Source organism: Arthrobacter silviterrae, from assembly GCF_011045165.1.
In the GTDB taxonomy this organism is placed as follows: domain Bacteria; phylum Actinomycetota; class Actinomycetes; order Actinomycetales; family Micrococcaceae; genus Specibacter; species Specibacter silviterrae.
Genome location: NZ_JAAKZI010000035.1, coordinates 19431 through 45610 on the forward strand (window position 1 = coordinate 19431; position 26180 = coordinate 45610).

General features: G+C 63.4%; 34 protein-coding genes. All 34 read right to left on the minus strand.

Annotated features, from left to right (window positions below):
* Nucleotides 1-37 precede the first annotated feature (37 nt).
* The 34 genes from G6N77_RS16375 to G6N77_RS16540 all read right to left on the minus strand — a co-directional run bounded on the left by G6N77_RS16375 (nt 38) and on the right by G6N77_RS16540 (nt 25943).
* Nucleotides 38-1048 carry a DNA-directed RNA polymerase subunit alpha gene (locus G6N77_RS16375; RefSeq protein ID WP_165183243.1) on the minus strand — a complete coding sequence of 337 codons (1011 nt, stop codon included), beginning with the start codon at nt 1046-1048 and terminating at the stop codon, nt 38-40.
* A gap of 154 nt (nt 1049-1202) precedes the next feature.
* Nucleotides 1203-1604, minus strand: a complete 402-nt coding sequence (gene rpsK, locus G6N77_RS16380) for a 30S ribosomal protein S11 (protein WP_054012279.1) — start codon at nt 1602-1604, stop codon at nt 1203-1205.
* Nucleotides 1605-1709: 105 nt separating this feature from the next.
* Complete coding sequence (gene rpsM / locus G6N77_RS16385; protein ID WP_054012280.1) at nt 1710-2087, minus strand: 30S ribosomal protein S13; 378 nt, start codon at nt 2085-2087, stop codon at nt 1710-1712.
* A 192-nt stretch (nt 2088-2279) separates the two neighbouring features.
* On the minus strand, nt 2280-2393 hold the full coding sequence (rpmJ, locus tag G6N77_RS16390) for a 50S ribosomal protein L36 (RefSeq protein WP_011775570.1): 114 nt from the start codon (nt 2391-2393) through the stop codon (nt 2280-2282).
* Between the two features lie 29 nt (nt 2394-2422).
* Nucleotides 2423-2644, minus strand: a complete 222-nt coding sequence (gene infA, locus G6N77_RS16395) for a translation initiation factor IF-1 (RefSeq protein WP_009358723.1) — start codon at nt 2642-2644, stop codon at nt 2423-2425.
* Nucleotides 2645-2877: 233 nt separating this feature from the next.
* Nucleotides 2878-3870: a P1 family peptidase gene (locus G6N77_RS16400; RefSeq protein WP_165183244.1), complete on the minus strand. Its 993-nt coding sequence runs from the start codon at nt 3868-3870 to the stop codon at nt 2878-2880.
* Nucleotides 3871-3930: 60 nt separating this feature from the next.
* Entirely contained in the window at nt 3931-5289 is a 1359-nt protein-coding gene (locus tag G6N77_RS16405) for an ABC transporter substrate-binding protein (RefSeq protein ID WP_165183245.1), read from the minus strand.
* A gap of 52 nt (nt 5290-5341) precedes the next feature.
* The gene (locus tag G6N77_RS16410; RefSeq protein ID WP_205678355.1) at nt 5342-6163 is read right to left on the minus strand and encodes a carbohydrate ABC transporter permease; all 822 of its coding nucleotides are present in this window, start codon (nt 6161-6163) and stop codon (nt 5342-5344) included.
* A gap of 116 nt (nt 6164-6279) precedes the next feature.
* Nucleotides 6280-7200: a carbohydrate ABC transporter permease gene (locus G6N77_RS16415; protein WP_306987525.1), complete on the minus strand. Its 921-nt coding sequence runs from the start codon at nt 7198-7200 to the stop codon at nt 6280-6282.
* A gap of 19 nt (nt 7201-7219) precedes the next feature.
* Nucleotides 7220-7951: a glycerophosphodiester phosphodiesterase gene (locus G6N77_RS16420; RefSeq protein ID WP_165183247.1), complete on the minus strand. Its 732-nt coding sequence runs from the start codon at nt 7949-7951 to the stop codon at nt 7220-7222.
* A gap of 217 nt (nt 7952-8168) precedes the next feature.
* A complete protein-coding gene (gene map / locus G6N77_RS16425) occupies nt 8169-9005 on the minus strand; it encodes a type I methionyl aminopeptidase (protein ID WP_165183248.1) in 837 nt (278 codons plus the stop codon).
* A 99-nt stretch (nt 9006-9104) separates the two neighbouring features.
* Nucleotides 9105-9665: an adenylate kinase gene (locus tag G6N77_RS16430; RefSeq protein ID WP_205678357.1), complete on the minus strand. Its 561-nt coding sequence runs from the start codon at nt 9663-9665 to the stop codon at nt 9105-9107.
* Nucleotides 9666-9670: 5 nt separating this feature from the next.
* Nucleotides 9671-10996 carry a preprotein translocase subunit SecY gene (gene secY / locus G6N77_RS16435; protein ID WP_165183250.1) on the minus strand — a complete coding sequence of 442 codons (1326 nt, stop codon included), beginning with the start codon at nt 10994-10996 and terminating at the stop codon, nt 9671-9673.
* 209 nt (nt 10997-11205) lie between these two features.
* Nucleotides 11206-11676, minus strand: a complete 471-nt coding sequence (gene rplO, locus G6N77_RS16440) for a 50S ribosomal protein L15 (RefSeq protein ID WP_262453052.1) — start codon at nt 11674-11676, stop codon at nt 11206-11208.
* A gap of 1 nt (nt 11677) precedes the next feature.
* Entirely contained in the window at nt 11678-11890 is a 213-nt protein-coding gene (gene rpmD / locus G6N77_RS16445; protein WP_165183252.1) for a 50S ribosomal protein L30, read from the minus strand.
* Nucleotides 11890-12570: a 30S ribosomal protein S5 gene (gene rpsE, locus G6N77_RS16450; RefSeq protein ID WP_262453050.1), complete on the minus strand. Its 681-nt coding sequence runs from the start codon at nt 12568-12570 to the stop codon at nt 11890-11892. Before rpsE ends, rpmD begins: the two co-directional genes overlap by 1 nt.
* Nucleotides 12571-12596: 26 nt before the next feature.
* The gene (gene rplR / locus G6N77_RS16455) at nt 12597-12968 is read right to left on the minus strand and encodes a 50S ribosomal protein L18 (RefSeq protein WP_165183254.1); all 372 of its coding nucleotides are present in this window, start codon (nt 12966-12968) and stop codon (nt 12597-12599) included.
* 2 nt (nt 12969-12970) lie between these two features.
* Nucleotides 12971-13507: a 50S ribosomal protein L6 gene (rplF, locus tag G6N77_RS16460; protein WP_165183255.1), complete on the minus strand. Its 537-nt coding sequence runs from the start codon at nt 13505-13507 to the stop codon at nt 12971-12973.
* Nucleotides 13508-13527: 20 nt separating this feature from the next.
* A complete protein-coding gene (gene rpsH, locus G6N77_RS16465; protein ID WP_165183256.1) occupies nt 13528-13926 on the minus strand; it encodes a 30S ribosomal protein S8 in 399 nt (132 codons plus the stop codon).
* 103 nt (nt 13927-14029) lie between these two features.
* On the minus strand, nt 14030-14614 hold the full coding sequence (rplE, locus tag G6N77_RS16470; protein WP_165183257.1) for a 50S ribosomal protein L5: 585 nt from the start codon (nt 14612-14614) through the stop codon (nt 14030-14032).
* Nucleotides 14611-14973 carry a 50S ribosomal protein L24 gene (gene rplX / locus G6N77_RS16475; protein ID WP_165183258.1) on the minus strand — a complete coding sequence of 121 codons (363 nt, stop codon included), beginning with the start codon at nt 14971-14973 and terminating at the stop codon, nt 14611-14613. Before rplX ends, rplE begins: the two co-directional genes overlap by 4 nt.
* Before the next feature lie 3 nt (nt 14974-14976).
* Complete coding sequence (gene rplN / locus G6N77_RS16480) at nt 14977-15345, minus strand: 50S ribosomal protein L14 (protein ID WP_054013196.1); 369 nt, start codon at nt 15343-15345, stop codon at nt 14977-14979.
* A 512-nt stretch (nt 15346-15857) separates the two neighbouring features.
* Entirely contained in the window at nt 15858-16154 is a 297-nt protein-coding gene (gene rpsQ / locus G6N77_RS16485; RefSeq protein ID WP_370875213.1) for a 30S ribosomal protein S17, read from the minus strand.
* Nucleotides 16151-16474: a 50S ribosomal protein L29 gene (gene rpmC, locus G6N77_RS16490; protein ID WP_165183259.1), complete on the minus strand. Its 324-nt coding sequence runs from the start codon at nt 16472-16474 to the stop codon at nt 16151-16153. Before rpmC ends, rpsQ begins: the two co-directional genes overlap by 4 nt.
* A gap of 2 nt (nt 16475-16476) precedes the next feature.
* On the minus strand, nt 16477-16893 hold the full coding sequence (rplP, locus tag G6N77_RS16495) for a 50S ribosomal protein L16 (protein WP_165183260.1): 417 nt from the start codon (nt 16891-16893) through the stop codon (nt 16477-16479).
* On the minus strand, nt 16894-17733 hold the full coding sequence (gene rpsC / locus G6N77_RS16500; RefSeq protein WP_165183261.1) for a 30S ribosomal protein S3: 840 nt from the start codon (nt 17731-17733) through the stop codon (nt 16894-16896). It lies immediately after the preceding gene.
* Nucleotides 17734-18099 (minus strand): 50S ribosomal protein L22, encoded by a 366-nt coding sequence (gene rplV, locus G6N77_RS16505; protein WP_044576432.1) that lies wholly within the window; start codon nt 18097-18099, stop codon nt 17734-17736.
* 39 nt (nt 18100-18138) lie between these two features.
* The gene (gene rpsS, locus G6N77_RS16510; protein ID WP_003803803.1) at nt 18139-18420 is read right to left on the minus strand and encodes a 30S ribosomal protein S19; all 282 of its coding nucleotides are present in this window, start codon (nt 18418-18420) and stop codon (nt 18139-18141) included.
* 12 nt (nt 18421-18432) lie between these two features.
* Nucleotides 18433-19272: a 50S ribosomal protein L2 gene (rplB, locus tag G6N77_RS16515; protein WP_165183262.1), complete on the minus strand. Its 840-nt coding sequence runs from the start codon at nt 19270-19272 to the stop codon at nt 18433-18435.
* A 30-nt stretch (nt 19273-19302) separates the two neighbouring features.
* Entirely contained in the window at nt 19303-19608 is a 306-nt protein-coding gene (gene rplW / locus G6N77_RS16520) for a 50S ribosomal protein L23 (protein WP_038464693.1), read from the minus strand.
* Nucleotides 19605-20435 carry a 50S ribosomal protein L4, sunset domain variant gene (rplD, locus tag G6N77_RS16525; protein WP_165183263.1) on the minus strand — a complete coding sequence of 277 codons (831 nt, stop codon included), beginning with the start codon at nt 20433-20435 and terminating at the stop codon, nt 19605-19607. Before rplD ends, rplW begins: the two co-directional genes overlap by 4 nt.
* Before the next feature lie 4 nt (nt 20436-20439).
* On the minus strand, nt 20440-21090 hold the full coding sequence (gene rplC / locus G6N77_RS16530; RefSeq protein ID WP_165183264.1) for a 50S ribosomal protein L3: 651 nt from the start codon (nt 21088-21090) through the stop codon (nt 20440-20442).
* Nucleotides 21091-21107: 17 nt separating this feature from the next.
* The gene (gene rpsJ / locus G6N77_RS16535) at nt 21108-21416 is read right to left on the minus strand and encodes a 30S ribosomal protein S10 (protein WP_003803825.1); all 309 of its coding nucleotides are present in this window, start codon (nt 21414-21416) and stop codon (nt 21108-21110) included.
* A 435-nt stretch (nt 21417-21851) separates the two neighbouring features.
* Complete coding sequence (locus G6N77_RS16540) at nt 21852-25943, minus strand: hypothetical protein (RefSeq protein ID WP_165183265.1); 4092 nt, start codon at nt 25941-25943, stop codon at nt 21852-21854.
* Nucleotides 25944-26180 lie beyond the last annotated feature (237 nt).

A 26180-nucleotide genomic window follows, 5' to 3' on the forward strand; every position in this document is an offset into this window, starting at 1 on the left:
CGCGGCCGCCCTGGCAACCAAAGTTGGTTGTTCGTCTTTAGACTTCGTCGTCGCCGTAGGCGTCGTCGTTTTCGTCGATGGCAGCGGCACGGGCGGCCAGGTCAAATCCTGGAGGGGAATCCTTCAGGGAGAGGCCCAGTTCAACCAGCTTTGCCTTGACCTCGTCAATGGACTTCGCACCAAAGTTGCGGATGTCCATCAGGTCAGCCTCGGAGCGAGCAACGAGTTCACCCACGGAGTGGATGCCCTCACGCTTGAGGCAGTTGTAGGAGCGGACGGTCAGGTCCAGGTCCTCGATCGGCAGGGCCATGTCGGCGGCGAGGGCGGCGTCCGTCGGGGACGGGCCGATCTCGATGCCTTCGGCGGCCGTGTTCAGCTCGCGGGCCAGGCCGAAGAGCTCAACCAGCGTGGTTCCTGCAGAGGCGATGGCATCGCGCGGGGAGATGGCCTGCTTCGTCTCCACATCAACAATGAGCTTGTCGAAGTCGGTGCGCTGCTCAACACGGGTGGCCTCCACGCGGAAGGTCACCTTCAGGACGGGAGAGTAGATGGAGTCAACCGGGATGCGGCCGATCTCTGAATCCGCGCTCTTGTTCTGGGCTGCCGAAACGTAGCCGCGGCCGCGCTCAATGGTCAGTTCGAGCTCGAACTTGCCCTTCGAGTTCAGCGTGGCAATGTGCATGTCGGGGTTGTGGAATTCCACCCCGGCCGGCGGGGCAATGTCTGCAGCCGTGACGGTGCCGGGGCCCTGCTTGCGCAGGTAGGCAACGACGGGCTCGTCATGCTCCGAGGACACGGAAAGGCCCTTGATGTTCAGGATGATCTCGGTGACATCTTCCTTGACACCGGGAACCGTGGTGAACTCATGCAGGACGCCATCGAGGCGGATGCTGGTGACAGCAGCGCCGGGAATGGAGGACAGCAGGGTCCGGCGGAGGGAGTTTCCCAGGGTGTAACCGAAGCCGGGTTCCAACGGTTCGATGACGAACCGGGACCGGTTTTCGGAAACTACTTCTTCAGATAGGGTGGGGCGCTGTGCAATGAGCACTGGGGTTTCCTTTCAGCGAGCATCCGCTATATGACGCAACACAGGTAGTGGAAATGGCGGCTGACGACTTAACGGCGGCGAAGTTGGCCCTCCCCCGCACCCTCCGGTTTGAGCGGAAGGGGGGAAAGGCCAACTTGGCGCCGCCAATATGCCGTTAGACGCGACGGCGCTTGGGCGGACGGCAGCCGTTGTGGGCGCTGGGGGTGACATCCTGAATGGAGCCAACCTCGAGACCAGCAGCCTGCAGCGAACGGATTGCCGTTTCGCGGCCCGAGCCCGGACCCTTTACAAACACGTCAACCTTGCGCAGGCCGTGCTCCTGGGCGCGCTTGGCAGCTGCCTCGGCAGCCATCTGTGCAGCGTACGGAGTTGACTTGCGCGAGCCCTTGAAGCCAACCTCGCCGGCCGAGGCCCACGAGATGACTGCACCGTTGGGATCCGTGATGGAAACGATGGTGTTGTTAAAAGTGCTCTTGATGTGGGCTTGGCCCAGCGCAATATTCTTTTTATCCTTGCGACGCGGCTTACGAACCGCTCCACGAGTCTTTGGGGGCATTTTATTCTCCTACGAAAGTTTTATTTGGGCGGCGGGCGCTTGGGCCCACGCTTGCCAGGTTCCTGAAAAAATTGCGAAGCAATTTTCCAGGCCGGCAAGTGGGGACTAGCGGCCGGCCTTCTTCTTGCCTGCGACGGTGCGCTTCGGGCCCTTGCGGGTGCGAGCGTTGGTCTTCGTGCGCTGGCCGTGCACAGGCATTCCGCGACGGTGGCGGATACCCTGGTAGCTGCCGATTTCAACCTTGCGGCGAATGTCGGCGGCCACCTCGCGGCGAAGGTCACCCTCAACCTTGTAGTTGCCTTCGATGTTGTCACGCAGCTGAACGAGTTCAGCGTCGGTCAAGTCCTTGACGCGGACGTCCGGGGAGATTCCCGTGTCAGCAAGAACTTTTTTTGCACGGGTCTTGCCCACGCCGTAGATGTATGTAAGCGCTACTTCCAACCGCTTTTCGCGGGGAAGGTCTACGCCAGCGAGACGTGCCATATCTGGCTGCTCCTTTGGTAAACCGGAGGTCGTAGACAGTACACCCGCATTTTCTTCCAATGCGGCCCCGGCCTCCGACCGGGGGTCCGTTGGCCGGTTGCGGATTGCTCCGCCTTCGTCCAACTTGTGCTGCCTTATTTATTTACTTACGTGAGCGGCTGCCCGGGTCCTGCCTCAAGAAATTGAGGAGGATTAGCCCTGGCGCTGCTTGTGGCGCGGGTTCTCGCAGATCACCATGACGCGCCCGTTACGGCGAATCACCTTGCACTTGTCGCAGATCTGCTTGACGCTCGGCTTGACCTTCATGGCATTCCTTTGCGTGATTGCAGTTGTGGTTATTTGTAGCGGTAGACGATACGACCACGGGTGAGGTCGTAAGGGCTCAGCTCCACCACAACCCGGTCCTCAGGGAGGATACGAATGTAGTGCTGGCGCATTTTTCCTGAGATATGGGCAAGAACGATGTGCTTGTTCGTCAGCTCAACACGAAACATCGCATTGGGCAGCGCTTCAGTCACAACGCCCTCGATCTCAATGACCCCGTCTTTCTTGGCCATATCCTCCGCTAACTTTGTTGCGCCGGCGCCGCCTGGCCCAGACCGGGCCCAACACCGCCAGCATTGGATTTACTACTCATGGTTTGTTTGCCTGCTGCCGCTGAGCCGGGATTTGGCGCACAGCCATTCCCTGCTGCGGACCCCGCGCGAGGGCGGGCACAGACAACCAACAACCCACTCTACGGCAAAGCGCCAAATAAGTTAAATTGGGCAATGGTGGAACAGCTGTGACTTTAAGCGCCCTGAAGTGGGAACGGCAGCCATTCACCGGCCGGTGTTTTCACAGCTTCCGCACTCGCCACGCCGTCGAGGATGGCCAGGCGCACGGCCTCGGCTGCGGCACTTTGCAGCTCAACCATGGCGGCAACGGGCAGCTGCGGGTCGCGGACCAGCTCGAGCTCGCACGTGGCAAGGGCAAATACCGTGTCGCCGTCGACCAGGGTGTGGACGGGGTTCAGCGCCCTAGCCATTCCCGCGTGGGCGGCTGTCGCTGTCCTGTGGGCTTCCGCCACGGTCAGGACGGCGTTGCTCGCCACCACCACCAGCGTGGTGTTCAGGCCCGGCCCGGCGGGCGGAGCCTGCATCCCGGGCTGCCACGGCAGCCCCGCCGCGTTCACCACTGCCAGGGCGCCCACCACGACACCGCTGTTGTCCCCCGCGAGCCGCACCGATGCGGTCCCCAGCCCGCCCTTGAACGTCCCGCCGCCAATGGCCGCACCCGTGCCGGCACCCACGTTGCCACGCACGACGGCGGCACCCACGTTGCCACGCACGACGGCGGCAGCCCGGGCCGGGCGGGCTGCGTCCAGTGCCGCTTCGTACCCCATGGCGTCGCCCGGCCGGGCGGCAAAGTCGCCGCCGCGGCCCAGGTCAAAGATTGCAGCGGCGGGGACGATGGGCACCACCCCGCCCGGCACGGCAAAGCCGAGCCCGTTTTGTTCGCACCAACGCTGGACGCCGCCGGCGGCAGCGAGCCCGTAGGCGCTGCCGCCCGTCAGCACCACCGCATCCACGGTGGGGACCAGGGTGGTGGGGTCAAGCGCGTCGGTTTCGTGGGTTCCCGGACCGCCGCCGCGCACATCGACCGAGCCGATGGTGCCCGGCGGCGGCAGGACCACGGTTACGCCCGACAGCCAGCCGCCGTCGAGCCTTTGCGCGTTCCCGACCCGGATGCCGGGGACATCGGTGATGGCCCCCGTCCCAGCCGTTGCGTTCCCGTTCGCCATGCCGTACCCCCTGGTGTCCTGCCGCCGCCCTCTTTTCCCCGATTATCCTCCCCGTCCGCGTCAGGCCTTGAGCTTGGGCTTGACCGTCTTTGTGTAGATGCCATCCAGCTTGTCCTGGAGCGCCGTCAGGGTGGCCTTGACATCCGCCTTCTGGTTCATGATCTTCGCCGCGGCGTCCGCCATTTCCTGGTCCGCTCCGGGCAGGAACACGCGGCCATAATCCTGGCTGCGCGTCACCTTCAGCTGGTCCAGGGCCACCTGGATCTGCGGGGTGGTGGCCAGCACGGCAGCCATGTCGGCGTCGGTGCGGACAGGCATGTAGCCCGTTGCTGCCGAGAACTTCGCTGTGCTTTGGGCATTGGTCATGAAGGAGACGAACTTTGCGGAGGCCAGCTGGCGCTCCGGGGAGGTCTTCGAGGCAATGACCAGCCCGGCCCCGCCGGTGGGGCACACCGGCGATGCGGAGACGGGGCCGCCGGGCAGGAAGCCCACGCCAATGTTCATGTTGGCCGCCTTGGCCGCCTTGAGCGTGCCCACCAGGTCGCCCGTGGAGCTGACGGTGGCGCTTACAGCCCCGGCAGTCATGTCGGAAACGGCGTCCTTGGAAGAGACGCCCGCCCAGCCGTCCTTCACAATGGTGTCCTGGACCCACTGCATGGCCTTGACGGATTCCGCCGAGTTTGCCGTCAGGGTCCACTCCTTGGACCAGCCGCCGCCCTGGCCCCACAGCACGTTTTGCAGCGTCCAGCCGGCATATCCGGCCAGCGCCGGGTACTGGTAGGCGTGCTGGTAGCCCGGCTTCTTGGCGTTCGCAGCCTGGATCTTGGGCGCCCATTGTGAAAATTCGTCCCATGTCTTGGGTGCCCGGTCCGGCAGGCCGGCGGCCTTGAAGTGGTCCTTGTTGTAGTAGAACAGCGGGGTGGAGCGGGCGTACGGCACAGCCCAGTGCTTGGAGGCATAGCTGTAGTCGCCAAACAGGGTGGCGTTGAAGCCGCCGGTGGCATCCCCCACAGCCTTCAACAACGCGTCATTGGCCACCACGGTGTCCGCGATGGCGTACCGGAACCACCAGACGTCGGAGGCAACAACCACGTCCGGGACGTTGTTGCCGGCCTGGGCGGTCTGGAACTTCTGGGCGACTTCCTCGTAGTTGGCGCCGCCTGTGACCAGGTCAACGGTGATGCCGGGGTTGGCGGCCTGAAACTCCTTGATGAGCTGGGCCTCAATGTCAGCGGACTTGCCGGGGTGGCTGGACATGAACGTGATCTTGGCGGCCGGCTTGACCTTGGACCAGTCGGTGGTGGCCGCCGTGGCGCCGGCACCGGAGGTGCTGGGGCCGCCACAGGCCGCCAGGGTGGCTGCACCGAGGCCGAGTGCGGCCACGGAGAGGAAATGTCTGCGGTTCAGTGATGATGACATGATGGGTTTCTCTTTCTTCAGGGAGCTTCAGTGGAGAGGAAATCGGATGGGGCTAGCCGGTGACGGAGCCCTGGGTCAGGCCGGCAACGATGAAGCGCTGCAGGGCGGCAAAAACAACAAGGATGGGGATGATGACGATGACGGCGCCCGCCATGAGCACGCCCCAGGCCTGCGAGGTCGAGTCGCTGTTGGCCAGCAGTGTCAGGCCCACGGGCAGGGTCATCATCTCCGGCCTGTCGGTGACGATGAGGGGCCAAATGTAGTCATTCCACTCCCCCACGATGGTTACCAGCGCCACGGTGGCGATGCTGGGGCCGGAGATGGGCACCACCACCTGCCACAGCCGCCGGAAGTGCCCGGCGCCGTCAATTTCCGCCGCCTCCAGGATGGACGCCGGCAGGGTTAGGAAGTGCTGGCGCAGCAGGAACGTGCCAAATGCCGTCCCCAGGCCCGGCAGGATGATGCCCCAGTAGGTGTTCAGCCCGTCCAGCCCGGCAATGAAAATGTAGTTGGGCAGCACGGAAACCTGCGGGGGGACCATCAGTGCCACCAGGATGGCCAGGAAGATCGCCTTCTTGAAGGGAAAATTCACAAACACCAGGGCGTAGGCCGTCAGCACGGCCAGCACGCACTTGATGGTGGAGCCAATGACGGTGACCACCACGCTGTTGAGGAAGAACCGGGCAAAGGGCACCGTGGTGGCCGCCTGCGCATAGTTGTCCAGGGTGGGGCTGTGCGGCAGCACGCTCAGGCTGGTCGTAATGATTTCGCCCGGGGCCTTCAGGGAGGAAAGCACCATCCAGCCCAGCGGGGCCACCACCACCAGCGTGGCCAGCAGCAAGGGCAGGTAGCCCGTGGCGGCGGTGCGGGCCAGGTTTCGCCAGGAGAGGGGCCGGTCCCGGGAATCGCCCTGGCTGCCCGACGGCGGAGCTCCGCCCGCAGGGTCGAACCGTGTGGCGCGTTCATCAAAGGATTCAGCTGTTTGGGTACTCACGCGTAGTGGACCTTTCGTTCAACAAAGCGCAGCTGCAATCCGGTCATGACCAGCAGCAGGACAAACAGCACCACCGAGATGGCCGCCGAATACCCGGCCCGGTTGTAGGCGCCGAAGGCCTGCAGGTAGGACTCGAAGATCAGCGTGCCCGTCCCGTTGCCGGTGGGCGCCATGATCTTGATGATGTCGAAGGCCTGCAGCGAGCTGAGCAGGGTGGTGATCAGCAGAAAGAACGTGGTCGGGGACAGCAGCGGGAAGGAAATGAACCAAAAGCGGCGCAGGGCCCCCGCCCCGTCCAGGGCGGCAGCCTCCAGGACATCCCGGGGCATCGACTGGAGCCCCGCCAGGTACACGACAGCGCAGTACCCCAGGTTTTTCCACACATACACGATGATGACCATGGCGAGCGCCAGGTTGGGGTTGTTGATCCACTGCGGACTGGCCAGCCCCACGCCGCGCAGCATCCACGCGAGTGCCCCATAGACCGGGTCGAAGATAAACAGCCACACCATGCCGACGCCCACCCCGGACAGCACGTAGGGGGCAAAGACGGCCGACCGTGCAATGGTCCGCCCCGGCACCTTCTGGTTCAGCGCCACGGCCACCAGCAGGCCCAACACCATGGACCCGCCCACTGTCGCCGCCGTGAAGATGGCGGTGGCGCCGAGCACGGCCGGGGCGTCGCCCGAGGTGAAGAATTCAATGTAGTTCCCCAGGCCCACCACGGTGGCGTCCATGGAACCCAGGGTCCAATCCAGCGTGGAGTAGTACATGTTCACAAACAGCGGCCGGTAGGTGAAGAAGGCAATCAACACCAGGTTGGGCAGCGCCAGGGCCAGGAACACCCAGGCATCACGGCGTGCGCGTGGCGTCCAGCGCTTGTTTGCCGCCTTTGGGCGCGGGCTGCCCTTCACCACGGCAGCCGCCGCAGCCCGGCTACTTGTTAGCTGCACCGGCCAGCCCTGCCCTCGACACGGCGTTGCGGATCAGCTCGGGATCGTCAACACAGAGCGAGTCCACGCCGAGCAGCACCAACTCCCGGGCCCGGTCCTCGTCGTTCACCGTCCAGGCCCAGACCTCCAGCCCGCGGGAATGAATCATGTCCACCATGTCCTGGTCCAGGGCGGCCTCCCAGACGGACACGCCTGAGCTGCCGTGCAGGACCGCGAAATCCAGTGCCTCCGCCACGGCGCCGGGCGCCTCAGGGCCGGCAAAGCGGCCGAGGGTGAGCGGGTAGCAGTCGCTGCCCGGGGCCTGCTGCTTCATCGCGGCCAGTGCCTGCCAGTTGCTGGAGGAGGCAAACCAGTCAAGTTCGGGGTGGCGGCCCACGGCCTCCAGGACTGGCCCGGCCGCGGCCGCGTCCTTGATCTCAATATTCACCCGCACCTTGCCGGCCGCCAGCTCAAGCACCTGGGCCAGCGTGGGCACATGCTGGCGGTGGCCGGCGTCGAGCAGGTTCAGCTGCCGTGCCGTAAAGTCTGCAATCACGCCGATGCCGTTGGTGGTGCGGTCAACTGTTTCGTCATGAATGACGACGGCGACCCCGTCGGCCGAGAGGTGGACGTCCAGTTCAATGCCGTCAAGCCCGAGCTCCACGGCGCGGGCGAAGGCCGCCAGCGTGTTTTCTGGATAGTGTGCTGAGACCCCGCGGTGGGCATAAATGCGCATGTGGCTGCACTCCTTTTGCTGGTGGGGCAGGCCGGTCCGCACGCCCTGTGGGCGGGTCCGCTGCCGTGTCAACCACCAAGTTATGCAGTCATTCCGCATCCCGGGTGGCGCAAAGGTGGACGCCGGGGAAACGCGGCTTAAACACTTGTGCCCCACCCGGCCACGAAGTGGCGGGAGGGGGCACAAAGGCAAAAAGTGCCGTGGCGTAGGGGCCGGATCAGCCCACCGGCACCGGGGTGACGCCGTAGCGTGCAAGCCGCTCCGCACCGCCGTCGGCCGCGGTGAGCACCCAGATGCCCTTGGCGTGCAGGGCCACGGAATGCTCCCAATGGGCAGCCCGCGCCTTGTCCAGGGTCACCACAGTCCAGTCGTCGGCCAGGGTCTTGGTCTCCAGCTTCCCGCGGACCAGCATGGGTTCCAGGGCCAGGCACATGCCCGGCTTCAGCTTGGGTCCGCGGTGCCGGGCCCGGTAATTGAGCACGTCCGGGGCCATGTGCATGGCCGATCCGATGCCGTGCCCCACATAGTCCTCCAGGATGCCCAGCGCCTGGCCTGGCTGCGAGGTGACATAGTCGTCGATGGCGTTGCCGATGTCGCCCACGTACTTGCCGGAGGCCATGGCGGCAATTCCGCACCACATGCCTTCCTCCGTGATGTCGCTGAGGCGGCGGTCCTGGGGGTCCTCGGCATCCGGTCCGCCCACAATGGTGGTGCGGGCGGAGTCGGAATGCCAGCCCTCCACGATGGCCCCGCCGTCAATGGACAGCACGTCCCCGGCCTGCAGTGCGCGCGCCCCGGGGATCCCGTGGACCACTTCTTCGTTGACCGAGGTGCAGATCGACGCCGGGTAGTCGTAGTAGCCCAGGAAATTGGAGGTGGCGCCAGCCCGCTTGATCAGTGAGGCAAACAGGGCGTCCAACTCCCCGGTGGTCACACCGGGGGCCGCGGCGGCCACTGTCTGGTTGAGCGCGTCGTCAAGGATGAGCCCGCTGCGATGCATGGTGCGCATCTGGTCGATGGTCTTGTACTCAATCCTTTGCTGGCCCATGGCCATGGCGGATCCCTTCGCTGGAAACGTTCCAGGGCTCCTCCCCACACTGCGGGAAGGAGCCCTGGCAATTAAGATGGCACCAACAGTGCGTGCCGGGTGGTGCTAAACGTTCTTGATTGCATCCATGATGCGGGCGGTGACATCGTCCATGTCGCCCAGCCCGTCCACCTTGGCGAGGATGCCGCGCTCCGCATAGCGGGCAACCACAACTTCGGTCTGTTCACGGTACAGGTCCAGGCGGTGGCGGATGACAGATTCGTTGTCATCGCTGCGTCCCGTGTCACGGGCCCGTCCCAGAAGGCGCTTGACGAGTTCCTCGTCGTCCGCCGTCAGCTGCACGACCACATTGAGCTGGACTCCGGCCGTGGCCAGAATGTTGTCCAGTTCGTCCACCTGGGCGGTGGTGCGGGGGTAGCCGTCAAGCAGGAATCCCTCCGCCACATCGTCCTGGGCAAGCCGGTCACGGACCATCCGGTTGGTGACGCTGTCAGGGACGAAGTCACCGTTGTCGATGAACTTCTTGGCTTCCACGCCCAGGGGTGTTTCACCCTTGACGTTGGCCCGGAAGATGTCACCGGTGGAGATGGCCACAATGCCCAGCTCCAAACAGATCCGCTCCGCCTGCGTACCTTTTCCAGACCCGGGAGGCCCAATGATCAGCATTCTTGTCATCGCAATAACCCTTCGTAGTGCCGTTGTTGTAGCTGCGCGTCGATCTGCTTGACCGTCTCCAACCCGACGCCGACCACAATCAGCAAGGACGTCCCGCCGAACGGGAAGTTCTGGTTTGCCCCGACCATGACCAGTGCGATGAGGGGAATCAGGGCGACGATGCCCAGGTAGAGGGCTCCCGGCAGCGTGACGCGCGAAATGATGTACTGCAGGTAATCCTGGGTGGGCTTGCCGGCACGGATGCCGGGGATGAACCCACCGTACTTCTTCATGTTGTCAGAGACTTCTTCAGGATCGAAAGTGATTGCGACATAGAAGTACGTAAAGCCAACAGTCAGCAGGAAGTACATGAGCATGTAGATGGGGTGGTCGCCACGCGTGAGGTAGTTGTTGATCCACTCAATCCACGCAGGAATGTTCGTACTGTTCTTGGGTGTAGCGAACTGCGCCAGCAGGGCCGGCAGGTACAGCATCGAGGAGGCGAAAATGACGGGGATGACGCCGGCCATGTTCACCTTGATGGGAATGTAGGTGCTGGTCCCTCCCATGGTGCGCCGTCCGATCATGCGCTTGGCGTACTGGACCGGCACCCTGCGTTGGGACTGCTCCACGAATACGACAAGTCCCATGACCACCAGGCCGAGGACCATCACGATCAAGAACGTGCCCACACCCTGGGTCTTCAAGATGGCGCCGAGGGAAGTCGGGAACTGGGCGGCGATGGCCACGAAGATCAGCAGGGACATGCCGTTGCCCACGCCCTGCTCGGTGACGAGTTCGCCCATCCACATGATCAGGCCGGAGCCGGCCGTCAGGGTGACTATCAGCAGGCTGATGGTGATCAGGTTGTCATGCGGAATCAATGCTCCGGACGTTCCTGCTGCACCACAGCCGGCAAACAGCTGTCCGGACCGGGCCAGCGTCACCAGGGTGGTGGCGTTCAGCAGGCCCAGGGCAATGGTGAGGTAACGCGTGTACTGCGTCAGCTGGCCCTGTCCCTGTGCGCCTTCAAGGTGCAGTTCCTGGAAGCGGGGAATGACCACGCGCAGGAGCTGGACGATGATGCTGGCAGTGATGTAGGGCATGATTCCCAGTGCGAAGATGGAAACCTGCAGCAGGGCGCCGCCACTAAACAAGTTGACAAGCTGGTAGATCCCCTGGCTTGTGTTAGCCGAGTTCACGCACTGCTGGACATTGCGGTAGTCGATTCCGGGCGAGGGGATGAATGCACCCAAGCGGAAGATGGCGAGGATTCCCAGCGTGAACAACAACTTGCGTCGCAGATCAGGCGTGCGAAAGGCGCGGCCAAATGCGGTAAGCAAGCGTCCTCCTGATATGTAGTAAGTAGGTGGGTTTTCAAGTGAAACCCAAGGATTGATTCTAGTGGGTGATCTGGCTCGCACTGAAACCGCGGCCGGCAACACGGAAACCGGGCGCCGCGGGGCCAGTTACGCAAAAGACTCCTGGCGGGCGGAACAAGTGCTCCGCCCACCAAGAGTCTAATCGCTAGATGTGCGCATCCACGAACTTATTAGAGTTCGGTGGTCGATCCGCCGGCAGCAGCAATCTTCTCTGCTGCGCTGGTGGAGAATGCGTGGGCGGTGACGTCAACCTTGACGGTGATGTCGCCGGTGCCCAGCACCTTCACGGGCTGGTTCTTGCGAACGGCGCCCTTCTCAACCAGGGTGTCGACCGTGACAACGCCGCCTTCGGGGAAGAGCTCGTTCAGCTTGTCCAGGTTGACAACCTGGAACTCGACGCGGAACGGGTTCTTGAAGCCGCGAAGCTTCGGGAGGCGCATGTGCAGCGGCAGCTGGCCGCCGGCAAAGCCGGCCTTGACCTGGTAGCGGGCCTTGGTGCCCTTGGTGCCGCGGCCAGCGGTCTTGCCCTTGGATCCTTCACCACGGCCAACACGGGTTTTGGCCGTCTTGGCACCCGGTGCCGGGCGAAGGTGGTGAACCTTCAGTGCGTTCTGCTTTTCAGCAGTATTCTTCTCAGCCACTTTACTTAGTCTCCTCAACCTTGATCAGGTGCGGAACCGTGTTGACCATGCCTGCAGTCACTGCGTCGGCAGAGCGCTCAACGGTGTGACCGATGCGCTTGAGACCCAGGGACCGAAGGGTGTCCTTCTGATTCTGCTTGGCGCCAACGACGCCCTTGATTTGGGTGATTTTCAGCTTCGCGTCGGAAGGCTGAATGTTCTTCGGTGTAGTCATTACAGACCTGCCTTTTGCATATTGCGCAACAGCACGGCCGGAGCAACCTCATCCAAGGGCAGTCCGCGGCGGGCCGCAACAGCCTTGGGGTCTTCCAGGCGCTTCAGTGCATCAACGGTTGCGTGAACAATGTTGATGGCGTTGGAAGAACCGAGTGACTTGGACAGCACATCGTGGATACCAACGCATTCCAGTACGGCGCGGACCGGGCCACCGGCGATAACACCGGTACCGGCAGCAGCCGGACGCAGCAGGACGACGCCGGCAGCGGCTTCACCCTGGACGCGGTGCGGAACGGTCTTGCCAATGAGGGGAACGCGGAAGAAGGACTTCTTCGCTTCCTCAACACCCTTGGCGATGGCCGCGGGCACTTCCTTGGCCTTGCCGTAGCCGACGCCAACCATGCCGTTGCCGTCGCCGACGATCACAAGGGCGGTGAAGCTGAAGCGACGGCCACCCTTGACCACCTTGGCGACGCGGTTGATGTTGACAACACGCTCGATGAACTGGTTCTTCTCGGCCTCGCGGCCACCGTCACGACCGCGGCCACGGCCGCCGTCACGACCGCCACGGCCGCCATCGCGACCCCCGCGTGCACCGTCTCGGCCACCACGGCCGGTGGTTGCTGCTGCGGCGTCAGCCGTCGCGGCGGAACCGTCAGCTGCAGTTGCTTCTGACACAGTGTTCTCCTTGTTAATGTTTTCGGTCACAGTGCCAGACCGCCTTCACGTGCGCCGTCGGCAATGGCTGCGACACGGCCGTGGTAGCGGTTGCCACCGCGGTCGAACACAACAGCGTCGATGCCGGCAGCCTTGGCGCGCTCGGCTACGAGCTCGCCGACGCGCTTTGCCTTGGCAGTCTTGTCGCCCTCGAAGGAGCGCAGGTCTGCTTCCAGGGTCGACGCCGACGCCAGGGTTACACCCTGGGTGTCGTCAATGACCTGCACGAATACGTGGCGGGCTGAGCGGTTGACCACCAGGCGCGGACGCACGGTGGTGCCGCTGACGCGCTTGCGAACGCGCAGGTGACGACGGCCGCGTGCTGCGGCCTTGGACTTTCCTCTTACGGACAGTGCCATGGTTACTTACCAGCCTTTCCGACCTTGCGGCGGATGATCTCGCCAGCGTAGCGAACGCCCTTGCCCTTGTACGGGTCGGGCTTGCGCAGCTTGCGGATGTTGGCAGCAACTTCGCCCACCTGCTGCTTGTCAATGCCTGACACGGAGAGCTTTGTGGGGCTCTCAACGGTCAGTGTGATGCCCTCGGGTGCCTCAACGGCAACCGGGTGGCTGAAGCCCAAGGCGAATTCCAGGTTGGCGCCCTTGGCGACGACGCGGTAACCGGTACCAACAATTTCCAGCTTCTTCTCGTAGCCCTTGGTGACACCGATGATCAGGTTGTCGATGAGGGTGCGGGTCAGGCCGTGGAGTGAACGCGAGGCGCGCTCATCGTTGGGGCGGGTAACCGTGATGGTGTTCTCTTCGAGAGCGACCAGGATGGGGCTGGGCACAGTGTGCTCAAGCGATCCCTTCGGGCCCTTGACGGAGACCAGGTTGTCTTCAACCTTGACCTCGACGCCGGCAGGCACGGAGATGGGGAGACGTCCAATACGTGACATTATTCTTTCCCTTCTCTCTACTACCAGACGTAGGCGAGGACTTCCCCACCCACGCCCTTCTTGGCAGCCTGACGGTCGGTCAAAAGACCGGAGGACGTCGACAGGATGGCGACACCCAAACCACCCAACACGTTGGGGAGGTTCGTGGACTTTGCGTAAACGCGCAGCCCGGGCTTGGAGATGCGGCGCAGGCCGGCGATTGAACGCTCGCGGCTGGGGCCGTACTTCAAGTCGATGGTCAACTTCTTGCCAACCTCGGCGTCTTCAACCTTCCAGCCAGCGATGTAACCCTGGGCCTTGAGGATGTCGGCGATGTGGCCTTTAAGCTTGCTAAACGGCATGGTCACGGAATCGTGGTGTGCCGAGTTTGCGTTGCGCAGACGCGTAAGCATGTCTGCGACAGGATCTGTCATTGTCATTTGGGCGCTTGCCCTTCCTCGTAACGGTTTCCTTCACGTGGGCGGAACTTGTCGAAATCAGGCTTCGACAGGCTGAACCAACGGAACGGACCTTTTACGTAGATTATTTATCTTCGGATTTGAACGGGAAGCCAAGCGCCTTGAGCAGCGCGCGGCCTTCGTCATCGGTCTTGGCGGTGGTCACGACAGTGATGTCCATGCCGCGTACGCGGTCAATGGAATCCTGGTCGATCTCGTGGAACATAACCTGCTCGGTCAAGCCGAAGGTGTAGTTGCCATTGCCGTCAAACTGCTTGTCGCTCAGGCCGCGGAAGTCGCGGATGCGGGGCAGTGCCAGCGTGACCAGGCGGTCCAGGAATTCCCACATGCGGTCACCGCGAATGGTTGCGTGGCAACCAATCGGCATGCCTTCGCGCAGCTTGAACTGTGCGATGGACTTGCGGGCCTTGGAAACCTGGGGCTTCTGGCCGGTGATGGCGGTGAGGTCGCGGACGGCGCCGTCAATGATCTTGGAGTCCTTGGCGGCATCTCCAACACCCATGTTGACAACGACCTTGACCAGGCGCGGAACCTGGTTGACGTTCGCGTACTTGAATTCCTCAACCAGCGCCGCCTTGATTTCCGCTGCGTAGCGGGTCTTCAGGCGGGGCGTGATCTTGGGCGTGTTCTCTGCAACTGCGGCGCTCATGCCAGATCCTTCCCCGAGGCCTTGGCAACGCGGATGCGTACTTGACGCTCGCGGCCATCGCGCTCAACGGTCTCGATGCGGTAGCCAACGCGGGTCGGCTTCTTGGTGGACGGGTCCACCACGGCAACGTTTGAGATGTGAATGGGTGCCTCAACGATTTCGATGCCACCGGTGTTGGTGCCACGTTCCGTCTGGCCGGCCTTGGTGTGCTTGGTGACGCGGTTAATGCCTTCAACCAACACGCGGTTGGTCTCGGGGAAAACCTTCAGGACCTTGCCCTGCTTGCCACGGTCGCCGCCACGTTCGGGCTTGCCGCCTGTGATGACCTGAACCAGGTCACCCTTCTTGATTTTTGCCATCAGTTACAGCACCTCCGGAGCCAACGAGATGATCTTCATGAACTTCTTGTCACGAAGTTCACGGCCAACCGGGCCGAAGATACGGGTTCCACGGGGGTCCCCGTCGTTCTTGAGAAGCACTGCTGCATTCTCGTCGAACTTGATGTAGGAACCATCCGCACGGCGGCGTTCCTTCTTGGTACGAACGATGACAGCCTTGACGACGTCACCCTTCTTTACGTTTCCGCCGGGAATTGCGTCCTTGACGGTAGCGACAATTGTGTCGCCAATGCCTGCGTAGCGGCGCCCAGACCCACCGAGAACGCGGATGGTCAAGATTTCCTTGGCCCCCGTGTTGTCGGCGACCTTAAGCCGCGACTCCTGCTGAATCACTAGTGTCTCCTGTTCGTCGCGCCGGTTCTTGGCCACAATCCAGCTGTGGACAAGCCTTGCGGAACGTATTGATCGGGATGTCTCTCGACGTGCCTGGATTTTGCCAGCACACGCCTAAATGCCTCATGCCAACTGCACTTTCCGCACCGGTTGATGGACTGATCCATGATTCGAACGGCAGTTTGTAGTGGCACGAGCATTTACGAGGTAATTGCGCACCCACTGCCACTGCCGAAAACGGCGGCACAGAAAAGGCGCAGCAATAGACAATCCTAGCACGACGGCGATACCACACCTTGCGCTTGCCGCCCACCCCGGCCCAACGGGCACTTAACGGGGGTGTTGCAGCGGCACATCCACGTTAAGTGCCCGCTCGGCCAGGTGCTGCGGGACCGGCCGCTGGGGCCGGCTCCACGGCCGGCCGCCGTCGGGCATTAACGCAGCGTGGGCCCGCCACCGCGAACGGTGACGGGCCCACCACAGGGGTAATCAATCAGCACGAAGCTGAAGGTTTACTTGGCCTTCTCGAGGATCTCGACCAGGCGCCACCGCTTGGTAGCGGAGAGCGGCCGGGTTTCGCTGATGAGGACCAGGTCGCCGATGCCGGCGCTGTTCTCTTCATCGTGGGCCTTCACCTTGGAGGTGCGGCGCAGAACCTTGCCATAGAGTGCGTGCTTCACGCGGTCCTCGACCTCGACGACGATGGTCTTTTCCATCTTGTCGGAGACGACGTAGCCGCGCAGTTTCTTGCGCTCGTTGCGGACAGGCGCCGTGACGCCTTCTTCAATGTTGTTCACAGAATCGCTCACTTGGCGTCCTCCTCAGATTTTTCAGCCTTCTTGGAGGCCTTTTTGGCTTCCTTGTCAGCCTTCTTGGAGGCCTTCTCCACCGGTGCGGCAGCGGCGACGTCCGGGCGAATGCCCAGCTCGCGTTCGCGCAGCACTGTGTAGATGCGGGCGATGTCGCGCTTTACAACGCGCAAGCGACCGTGGCTTTCCAGCTGACCGGTGGCGGACTGGAAACGCAGGTTGAACAGTTCCTCCTTGGCCTTCCGGAGTTCTTCAACAAGACGCTCGTTGTCGAACCCGTCAAGCTGTGCAGGGGCAAGTTCCTTGGAACCAACTGACATCTCTACTCACCACCTTCGCGACGCACGATGCGTGCTTTCAACGGCAGCTTGTGGATTGCCAGGCGCAGTGCCTCGCGAGCTACCTCTTCTGATACACCGGAGAGTTCGAAGAGAACACGGCCGGGCTTGACATTCGCGATCCACCACTCGGGGGAACCCTTACCGGAACCCATGCGGGTTTCAGCAGGCTTCTTCGTCAGCGGGCGGTCGGGGTAGATGTTGATCCACACCTTTCCACCGCGCTTGATGTGGCGGGTCATGGCGATACGAGCGGACTCGATCTGGCGGTTGGTGACGTAGGCGGGCGTCAGGGCCTGAATGCCCCACTCACCAAACGTGACCGTGGTTCCGCCAGTAGCCTGCCCGGAACGACCCGGGTGGTGCTGCTTGCGGAACTTTACTCGACGTGGGATAAGCATTTAAGCCTGCCCTCCTTCTACTGCCGGAGCTGAAGCTGCGGGAGCCTCCACCGGGGCAGCAGCCTCGGTGCGCTCGGGACGGTCGTTGCGACGACGGTCGCCACCGGCGCGGGGGCCGCGGGGACCGCGGTCATCGCCGTCACGACGCGGGCCACGGCCACGGGCGGGAGCTGCGGCTGCCTGGGCAGCCAGTTCCTTGCTCGTGACATCGCCCTTGTAGATCCAGACCTTGACACCGATGCGGCCGAACACGGTTTTGGCTTCAAAGAAGCCGTAGTCGATGTTGGCGCGCAGGGTGTGCAGGGGCACACGACCTTCGCGGTAGAACTCGGTGCGGGACATTTCAGCGCCGCCCAGTCGACCGGCACAAGCGACACGGATGCCCTTGACGCTGCCGGTGCGCTGTGCGGACTGCATGGCCTTCTTCATGGCGCGGCGGAAGGCCACACGTGAAGTCAGCTGCTCGGCGATGCCCTGGGCAACAAGCTGAGCGTCTGCTTCCGGGTTCTTCACTTCCAGGATGTTCAGCTGAACCTGCTTGCCGGTGAGCTTTTCGAGCTCGCCGCGGATGCGGTCTGCTTCAGCTCCGCGGCGGCCGATGACGATGCCCGGACGTGCGGTGTGGATGTCCACACGTACACGGTCGCGGGTCCGCTCGATCTCAACCTTGGAAATGCCGGCCCGGTCCATGCCCGTGGACATGAGTGCGCGGATCTGGATGTCTTCCTTTACGAAGTCCTTATACCGCTGCCCGGGCTTGTTGCTGTCCGCGAACCAGTGTGAACGGTGGTCCGTGGTGATCCCGAGACGGAACCCGTGCGGGTTTACTTTCTGTCCCACTTAGCGAGCCTCCTCTTTCTCGGGGGTAGCGACAACCACGGTGACGTGGCTGGTGCGCTTCTTGATCTGGAAGGCGCGACCCTGTGCACGCGGTTGGAACCGCTTCATGGTCGGGCCCTCGTCAACGAAGATTTCGCTGATGTACAGATCGTTTTCGTTGAACGCGATGCTGTCGCGATCTGCCAGAACGCGGGCGTTAGCCACTGCGGACTGGACTACCTTGAATACCGGCTCTGAAGCTGCCTGGGGGGCAAACTTCAGAATCGCCAATGCCTCATTCGCCTGCTTGCCACGAATCAGGTTGACGACGCGCCGGGCCTTCATAGGCGTGACGCGCAGATGACGCGCACTTGCCTTGGCTTCCATTGCTATCCTTCTCTCGTCTTAGCCGTAAAAGCTAAGCGCCTAGCGGCGCTTGCCCTTGCGGTCGTCCTTGACATGGCCGCGGAATGTCCGCGTGGGGGCGAATTCGCCGAGCTTGTGCCCGACCATCGACTCGGTGACAAACACGGGGATGTGCTTGCGACCATCGTGCACGGCGATCGTGTGACCCAGCATGTCCGGGATGATCATCGAGCGGCGGGACCAGGTCTTAATGACGTTCTTGGTGCCCTTTTCGTTTTCCCTAGCTACCTTCACAAAGAGGTGCTGGTCTACGAAGGGACCCTTTTTCAGGCTACGTGGCATGTCTCCAGGCTCCTATCGCTTGTTCTTGCCAGTACGACGGCGACGAACAATCAGTTTGTCGCTCTCTTTGTTGGGACGGCGGGTACGGCCTTCCGGCTTACCGTTCGGGTTGACCGGGTGACGTCCACCGGAGGTCTTGCCCTCACCACCACCGTGCGGGTGGTCGACAGGGTTCATCACGACACCACGCACGGTCGGGCGGACGCCCTTCCAGCGCATGCGCCCTGCCTTGCCCCAGTTGATGTTGGACTGCTCAGCGTTGCCCACTTCACCGATGGTGGCGCGGCAGCGCGCATCAACGTTGCGGATTTCACCGGAGGGCAGACGCAGCTGGGCGAACTTGCCTTCCTTGGCGACGAGTTGAACAGACGCACCTGCTGAACGGGCCATCTTGGCACCGCCGCCGGGACGCAGCTCCACAGCGTGGATAACAGTACCCACGGGGATGTTGCGCAACGGCAGGTTGTTGCCAGGCTTGATGTCAGCTGCGGGGCCGGCTTCGACGAAGTCGCCCTGCTTGAGCTTGTTCGGGGCGATGATGTAACGCTTGGTGCCATCAACGTAGTGCAGGAGGGCAATGCGTGCGGTGCGGTTGGGATCGTATTCGATCTCAGCAACGCGTGCGTTGACGCCGTCCTTGTCGTGGCGACGGAAGTCAATCAGGCGGTACTGGCGCTTGTGGCCACCACCCTTGTGACGAGTCGTGATACGACCGGTGTTATTGCGGCCACCCTTTTTGGGCAGGGGACGGACCAGAGACTTCTCCGGCGTCGACCGCGTGATTTCAGTGAAGTCGGCAACGCTCGAGCCGCGACGGCCCGGGGTTGTCGGCTTGTATTTACGGATTCCCATAGTTTATTTCCTCGTTAAAGTGGTCTCCGCTTAGGAAAGCGGACCGCCGAAGATGTCGATTGTGCCTTCGCGAAGGGAAACAATTGCGCGCTTGGTGTTCTTGCGCTGTCCCCATCCGAACTTGGTGCGCTTGCGCTTGCCGGCACGGTTGATGGTGTTGATCGAGTCGACCTTGACGGAGAAGATTTTCTCCACGGCCAGCTTGATCTCGGTCTTGTTCGAGCGGGGGTCGACCAGGAAGGTGTACTTGCCTTCGTCGATCAAGCCGTAGCTCTTTTCCGAGACGACGGGTGCAAGCACTACGTCGCGCGGATCCTTGATGGTGACGGCGCTCACTTGGCGTCCTCCTCAATTGTCTGGGCCGACTCGCCACCGGCGGGAACAAAGCCTGCGGCCTTGGCTTCCTCAACCGTTGCGAACCAAACCTCGGCCACCGTGGCGTCGTACCAGCGTGAACCAGGCACGTGGTACTTCATCGAGTCCTTGTTGCCCTTGATGGTGCCTTCGGCAGCATCGGCAGCGTCCACGGAATCTTCAACCAACAGCATGCTGGAGGCAAAAGCCTCGGCAGCGGCGCGGCCGGAAACGAAGACATCGTAGGCAGCCTGCGTGAACACAATGTCATCGGAAACAAGCACGTCATAGGTGTTGAGCTGGTCAACGTAGAGGACGTGGATGTTGGTGATGTTGCGAACGCTCAGTGCGGCAACGTCGTTGGCGCGCTCAATGACAACCAGCAGGTTCTTGCGGTCGGACACGCCGGCCAGAACTGCCTTGGCAGCCTTCGTGGACGGCGTGGTGCCAGCAACGAGTTCAGCAACAACGTGGATGCGGCCGTTGCGCGCCCGGTCGGAGAGGGCGCCGCGCAGGGCTGCAGCCTTCATCTTCTTGGGTGTGCGCTGGCTGTAGTCACGAGGGGTCGGGCCGTGGACAACGCCACCGCCGGTCATGTGCGGGGCGCGGATGGAACCCTGGCGGGCGCGGCCGGTGCCCTTCTGGGCAAACGGCTTGCGGCCGGCACCGGAAACTTCGGCGCGGGTCTTGGTCTTGTGCGTACCCTGGCGTGCAGCAGCGAGCTGGGCAACGACGACCTGGTGCAGCAACGGCACGTTGGTCTGTACGTCAAAGATCTCTGCGGGCAGGTCAACTCTTACAGTAGCCATTTACTTATGCTCCCTTCACGGCGGTGCGTACCAGGACGACCGAGCCGCGGGCACCGGGGACGGCACCCTTGATCAGCAGCAGCGACTTCTCGGCGTTGACGCCGTGAACCGTCAGGTTCATGGTCGTTACGCGCTCGGCACCCATGCGGCCTGCCATGCGCATGCCCTTGAAGACGCGGCCTGGGGTGGAGGCGCCACCGATGGAACCGGGCTTGCGGTGGTTCTTGTGTGCACCGTGCGAGGCCGGGGCGCCCTTGAAGCCGTGACGCTTCATGACACCGGCGAAGCCCTTGCCCTTGGAAGTGCCGACGACGTCGACCTTCTGGCCGGCTTCGAAGATCTCAACGGAGAGTTCCTGGCCGAGGGTGTAGCTGTCAGCGTCTGCGGTGCGCAGTTCCACCACGTGGCGGCGAGGCGTGACGCCTGCCTTTTCAAAGTGGCCGGCCAGCGGCTTGGTCACCTTGCGCGGGTCGATCTGGCCGTAGCCGATCTGAACTGCGGTGTAGCCATCAACTTCTGCGTTGCGCAGCTGGGTGATGACATTGGAGTCGGCCTGGACGACGGTTACGGGAACAAGCTTGTTGTTCTCGTCCCAGACCTGGGTCATGCCGAGCTTCGTGCCCAGGATGCCCTTAGTGTTTCGGGTCGCGGTCATAGTTTCTCAGCACCTCCCTACAGTTTGATTTCGATGTTCACGTCAGCCGGCAGGTCGAGACGCATAAGCGAATCCACCGCCTTGGGCGTGGGGTCGATGATGTCGATCAGACGCTTGTGCGTGCGCATTTCAAAGTGCTCGCGGCTGTCCTTGTACTTGTGAGGGGAACGAATTACACAGTAAACGTTCTTCTCGGTGGGCAGCGGCACCGGGCCGACTACCGTTGCGCCTGCGCGCGTGACCGTCTCAACGATCTTCCGAGCCGAAACATCAATGACCTCGTGGTCATATGACTTCAGCCGGATGCGGATTTTTTGTCCCGCCATGGCGTCGTGACTCTCTTTCCTGTAACGAAGCAACCTGTAGTAGCGATGCTGTTGACGTAAACACTGTTTACTTTTCCTGTTCAAAGCGGCATCTCTCGTGCCGCGCTCCCAACGAACTGAATCCGGACAGTTCCGGGTTCCTCAATCCGCCGAAGCTCCGACCCCCGCGGTCGGGCGTGTCGCGGACAAGCCACGCACGTACCCGCAAAACTTGCGAGGGTGGGTTATGTTTGGTCCTCAGCTTGGACCCTGCATCGAGCATTATCTCGACCGGGACGCGAAAAGGCACTTGAACAACTCAATAAGTATGCCGGAATATGCCCACAATTGCCAACCGGGGAGTCGGGGTCGGCCCCGGCCGACGCGTCCGGATCCTGCAGCCGGCGGCGCTGCGCGGCCGCAGCGGGCGCCCGCCGGCTGTTGCTGTGGGGAATGTCACGGCAGTTCCTGTGCCTGTCGGGGCTGGGCTGCACCTTCCGACGGCTTCTTCCGGTTCAGGCGCCACACTGCAAGGGCTATGAGTCCCAGGGCCAAAAGGGCCAGTAATACGTAGGTGTACCCCCGGAGGTACCACAGGACTGCTGTTGCCACCCCGATGGCACCCCAGACCGTGAAGATGCGCTCCCCCAGCGCCAGGCCGCCCACCAGCAGTGCCACGAACAGCAGTAGCGACAGCAGTTGTTGCAGGGTGTTACCGCTGAAGACTGTCAGGAGCCCGGCCAGGCTGGCAAAGGACGCCGAGGCAATCAGCAGATAGCGTCCATGCTCCGCGCGTTTCCCCGCAAAGCGAAGCACCGCGAGGGCACCCACGGCGAGTGCCACCCACTCCACAAACCAGAACAGCCCCAGGTCGACATGCACCGAGCTTGCCCTGAACCAGGCCAGCGCGGACGCCAGCACGGCTGCGTCAACAACGTGGGGCCGCCAGCGGGGAGGCGACTCGACGCAGGCCAACGCTGCGACGCCGGTGAAGGCGGCGGCGCCAACCAGTACGACATCCGAATCGACCATGGACTCGAGCGAGAACAGCACACCCCCACCAAGCGCCACGCCAACAATGCTCCAAAGTTGTTTGGGCGACGCCGGCACCAGGTCCCACAACACCAGGCGGACCAGGTAGAGGGCCCCCACGACCAGCACAAACCCGGCCAGGGCGGAAAGCCCTGCCCGTCCTGTCAGGTCAAAGACCTGGGCCTGGACCAGCACCCCTGCCCAAAGGACCGCAAGAGCACCCGGAAGAGCCATCCACGGCAGTCGCTCCAGCTGGGCACCGGATATAAGTGCCAGACCTGCCACCAGCCAGACGATGGCAAAGATCCCCACCCCTGCGCCACTGTCCACTGCGCCTGCCGTCAGGAGGAAGGCAGCCACGGCGGCCGCCCAGTACCAGCGGAATTCCGCTGTCCGCGGGGTGTGGACGCACCGCCAAGCGACGGCAGCTGCGCTCAGCCCCGTCAGCATCAGGGCAGTGGCACCCGGCCAAAGCACCGGAGCAACGGTGGCGGAGGCGCCCACGACGACGGCGATGGCCAGGTAGGATGCACCGCGGGCGCGGAACACCTGCCGGGCCACGACGGACGTTCCCGCCAGCAGTCCCAGTTCCAGGACCACCACCCAACGGTGTCCGGCGGGGGCGCCCAGTCCCCCGGCCTCCAGGAGGTATGTCAGGGGCAAGGCCGCCTGTGCAGCCAGCAGCAGCCACACGCTGGAGCGCAGAATGTGCGGTTCTCCCCCGGCAGCGAAGGTGCTGCGCATCGCCACCCACTGCGCAATCCACTGCAGCAGCAGGATGGCCGCCATGGCCAGGCTCAGCACGGCGGGACTCTTGGTGAATTCAGTGACGAGCACACCGGCCAGGATGGTGGCGGCAATTCTGGCCAGCAGGAAATGTGCTCCGCGCAGGGTGGCCTGGACCGCCCGGGCTGCGCAGCTTGCGGCAGCCACCACAATCAGGGCCAGGGCGGCTTCGAGCGTGCGCCTGTCCCCCACGTGGAACAGTGCGACAAGGGACATGGCGCCCGACGAAGCCCACGCCACAGCCAGTGCGCCGTCGGGCCGCACGGCCACGACGTGCCCCAGCACAGCCACAGCGGCCACCACCAGTGCAACGGCCGTGATCTCCGGCCATGAACCGTCCTGGCCATCCATCGCCCCCAGCCCGGCTGCCAGCACTGTCAGGCACAGCGTGGCCAGCATGTCCACGGACAGTCCCCGGGGGCCGTATCCGTGCCAGTGGGCCCAAGCCAGAATAAGAAGTTGCGGCACCAGTGCCACGAGGACGACCTGCCCGATCGTTACCGGACCGCCCCCGAACGCCGGCCCGGACACGTGTGCTGCCCATGTCCGGTACAAGGCTGCGGCAGCCATCAAGGAGGCCGCCCGGGCACCCCACCAATAGATCCACCGGTGCATGCGGTCCTGACGCAATCGAAGGCGCAGGCCCATGGCCGCCAGGAAAAGCACCAAAAGGCCCCAGCCGGCAGCAGCGCCAGGGGCCCCGAAAACAGACTCTGCGCTGAGGGCCCCAACCAACAGGACGCTGGGAGCGACCAGTTCCGCGGCAACATAGGGCCCCATGCGCGGCAGCATGGCAAATGAATGGATGCATGCCGCTGCGGTCAGGGCCGCCGCGGCCAGGGCAAAGGCAGGATCCACGGCAGAATCCGTGGGGTGGCCTCCACCGAATTCCTGGATCATGTGGAGGTTGGCGAGGGCCAGGGCCATCGCCAGGCCCACGGCAGCCCAGGCGCGGCCCGACCAGTCGGTCACCGGGTTGGGGACGCCGATCCGCCCCATCAAGGTGTCCACCAATAGCTGGCCGGCGGAAATGACGGCCGTCACGGCAAGAATTGCGGCCAGTTTCACCGGTTGCGCCGGAATCCAGGCGGCCAGGGCTGAAGCTGCCAGCGCTGTGGCGGCAAACCTTGCCGCTGCCGCCATGAACCGGCGCAGCAGGGGTGTGCTGCTGGTTAGCAGCCGAAACACCAGGTAGGCCAGGACCACGGCCAGCACCACCGTCCAGGCTTCGGCGCTGAGGAAGGAGGCCGCCACGATGGCCGCACCCACAGCCGGGAGCGGCAGCCACTCCCCTTTCGGCAGGAACGCCGGAACGACTGCCATTCCGGTGGCCAGCCCCACGACGATGGGAACGGCGGGGCTCCATGCCCATCCCCCCGAACCGTCAGCACCGGGAACCAGTCCATATGACCATGGCACTGCTGCCACAGCCACCGCGGAAACGGCAATGAAGACGTCCCTGTCCACCCACAGCGGACTGCGCAGCCAGCTGCCCATCGCGGTGCGGGTGAAAGCCAGCGCCACTGCCTGGACGGACAGCACCACCGTCATGGAGCCGGCTGACCAAGCCATGGATTCGCCCACCATCCAGCCCGCGAAGGGCGCCGCCAATGCGAGCGAAAGTTGCAGGCCGAGGAAATTCCACCGACGGGGCCCTGGAACATCCAGCCATGCCATCACCGCGTAGAAGATCACACCGGATGCAAGCACCATGGCATGGTCGGCTGCGTTGAGCTGCAGCGCGAACAATAGCGAAGCAACGAGCCCAACTGGGGCAAACCAGGGTCCCAGCTCCGCCAACGGCCGGGCGAACAGGCTGGGCCGTCCGTCCGGGCGGACCTCGCGCCGGTGAAGAAGGTGTCCGGCCAGCAACAGTACGGCGGAAAAGATGACCAGGGCCGTGAAATACCAGGCCAGCGCAGCTCCCAGAACCGCCACGGACGACCAGGCGGTGGACAGCAGGAAGGCCATCGAGAGGTACACAACCAGGCGGCTCGAAAGCCTGACGGCAGCCACAACGTAGGCAATGGTGCCGATCAGCGACGTTGCCAGCCAGACGGCGGGTGCATCCGGGAAGCCAAGGCTGAAGGTGGCGAGCCCGGCGAACGGCACAATCGCCAGTCCGGTTCCGGCAAATGCCAGGGCCGCGGGCCTCAGCCGGTCAACGGCACCATGGAGCAGCAGCCCGGCCCCATACAGCAGGCCGGTGACAAGCCAGACGCCGATGAGGCGCACAGGCACCGGCGCTGCGCTGGCCACGAACAGGGCGGAGGCGGCAACCAGCAGCATGCTCGCAATGTAAAGGGTGATGTTGATGTTCTGGGCTTCGCGCCGCGCCTTCCTCCGGGCAAGCTCCGCAGGATCCAGCGGCTGAGGGGGCGCCGGCGGGGCACTCAGGGTGGCGCCGGGACCCGCGGCTGGCGCCCGCTGAACAACCGCGGGCCCAAAGTGGGCGAATGGAGCCGCCGGCACAGCCGGCCCGCCGAGCCACTGCGAAGGGCCGGGGTGCTGCACAGGAGATGAAACGGGTTCTGCCGGCACAGCTGCAGGCGGCGATGCGGAAGCGCCCACGGCTCCCGAATTCCCCGCCGCCGCGCCTGCAGCACCCCCTGCCACGGCGTCGTGCCAGCCGGCAAGGTGTCCGTCGCGAAACCCCTGCTGGTAGGCACCATCAAGCTGCTGAGCCCAGGGCACTGCGGGAGGAAACGGCGGAGGCTGGGAGTTTCCCATCTTCATCCTTAGCTGGCGGGCGAACTGGCGGCGAATTCCAGCCTAGGCCAAGTTGAGACGACAGGGGATAGTAAATCCATCAATTGTGGATAACGTTCCAGCTGCCACCCGTGGGGGACAGCGAAGACAATCGAGTAGGAGGGGCGGGTTTCCCGCCCCTCCTCTCACACCACCGTACGTGCGGGCCTCGCATACGGCGGTTCGCTAGGTCGTTGAAAACGATCCCATGCATCGCGG

Coding starts and splice junctions, on each gene's coding strand:
- rpsK (WP_054012279.1), bottom strand. CDS start 1,604: ATGCCCCCAAAGACTCGTGGAGCGGTTCGTAAGCCGCGTCGCAAGGAT.
- rpsM (WP_054012280.1), bottom strand. CDS start 2,087: ATGGCACGTCTCGCTGGCGTAGACCTTCCCCGCGAAAAGCGGTTGGAA.
- rpmJ (WP_011775570.1), bottom strand. CDS start 2,393: ATGAAGGTCAAGCCGAGCGTCAAGCAGATCTGCGACAAGTGCAAGGTG.
- infA (WP_009358723.1), bottom strand. CDS start 2,644: ATGGCCAAGAAAGACGGGGTCATTGAGATCGAGGGCGTTGTGACTGAA.
- G6N77_RS16400 (WP_165183244.1), bottom strand. CDS start 3,870: ATGGCGAACGGGAACGCAACGGCTGGGACGGGGGCCATCACCGATGTC.
- G6N77_RS16405 (WP_165183245.1), bottom strand. CDS start 5,289: ATGTCATCATCACTGAACCGCAGACATTTCCTCTCCGTGGCCGCACTC.
- G6N77_RS16420 (WP_165183247.1), bottom strand. CDS start 7,951: ATGCGCATTTATGCCCACCGCGGGGTCTCAGCACACTATCCAGAAAAC.
- map (WP_165183248.1), bottom strand. CDS start 9,005: ATGGCCATGGGCCAGCAAAGGATTGAGTACAAGACCATCGACCAGATG.
- G6N77_RS16430 (WP_205678357.1), bottom strand. CDS start 9,665: ATGCTGATCATTGGGCCTCCCGGGTCTGGAAAAGGTACGCAGGCGGAG.
- rpmD (WP_165183252.1), bottom strand. CDS start 11,890: ATGACTACACCGAAGAACATTCAGCCTTCCGACGCGAAGCTGAAAATC.
- rplR (WP_165183254.1), bottom strand. CDS start 12,968: ATGGCACTGTCCGTAAGAGGAAAGTCCAAGGCCGCAGCACGCGGCCGT.
- rplF (WP_165183255.1), bottom strand. CDS start 13,507: ATGTCACGTATTGGACGTCTCCCCATCTCCGTGCCTGCCGGCGTCGAG.
- rpsH (WP_165183256.1), bottom strand. CDS start 13,926: ATGACAATGACAGATCCTGTCGCAGACATGCTTACGCGTCTGCGCAAC.
- rplE (WP_165183257.1), bottom strand. CDS start 14,614: ATGAGCGCCGCAGTTGCAGAGAACACGCCCAAGATCACGCCCCGCCTG.
- rplX (WP_165183258.1), bottom strand. CDS start 14,973: ATGGCAAAAATCAAGAAGGGTGACCTGGTTCAGGTCATCACAGGCGGC.
- rpmC (WP_165183259.1), bottom strand. CDS start 16,474: ATGTCAGTTGGTTCCAAGGAACTTGCCCCTGCACAGCTTGACGGGTTC.
- rplP (WP_165183260.1), bottom strand. CDS start 16,893: ATGCTTATCCCACGTCGAGTAAAGTTCCGCAAGCAGCACCACCCGGGT.
- rplV (WP_044576432.1), bottom strand. CDS start 18,099: ATGGAAGCCAAGGCAAGTGCGCGTCATCTGCGCGTCACGCCTATGAAG.
- rpsS (WP_003803803.1), bottom strand. CDS start 18,420: ATGCCACGTAGCCTGAAAAAGGGTCCCTTCGTAGACCAGCACCTCTTT.
- rplB (WP_165183262.1), bottom strand. CDS start 19,272: ATGGGAATCCGTAAATACAAGCCGACAACCCCGGGCCGTCGCGGCTCG.
- rplD (WP_165183263.1), bottom strand. CDS start 20,435: ATGGCTACTGTAAGAGTTGACCTGCCCGCAGAGATCTTTGACGTACAG.
- rplC (WP_165183264.1), bottom strand. CDS start 21,090: ATGACCGCGACCCGAAACACTAAGGGCATCCTGGGCACGAAGCTCGGC.
- rpsJ (WP_003803825.1), bottom strand. CDS start 21,416: ATGGCGGGACAAAAAATCCGCATCCGGCTGAAGTCATATGACCACGAG.
- G6N77_RS16540 (WP_165183265.1), bottom strand. CDS start 25,943: ATGGGAAACTCCCAGCCTCCGCCGTTTCCTCCCGCAGTGCCCTGGGCT.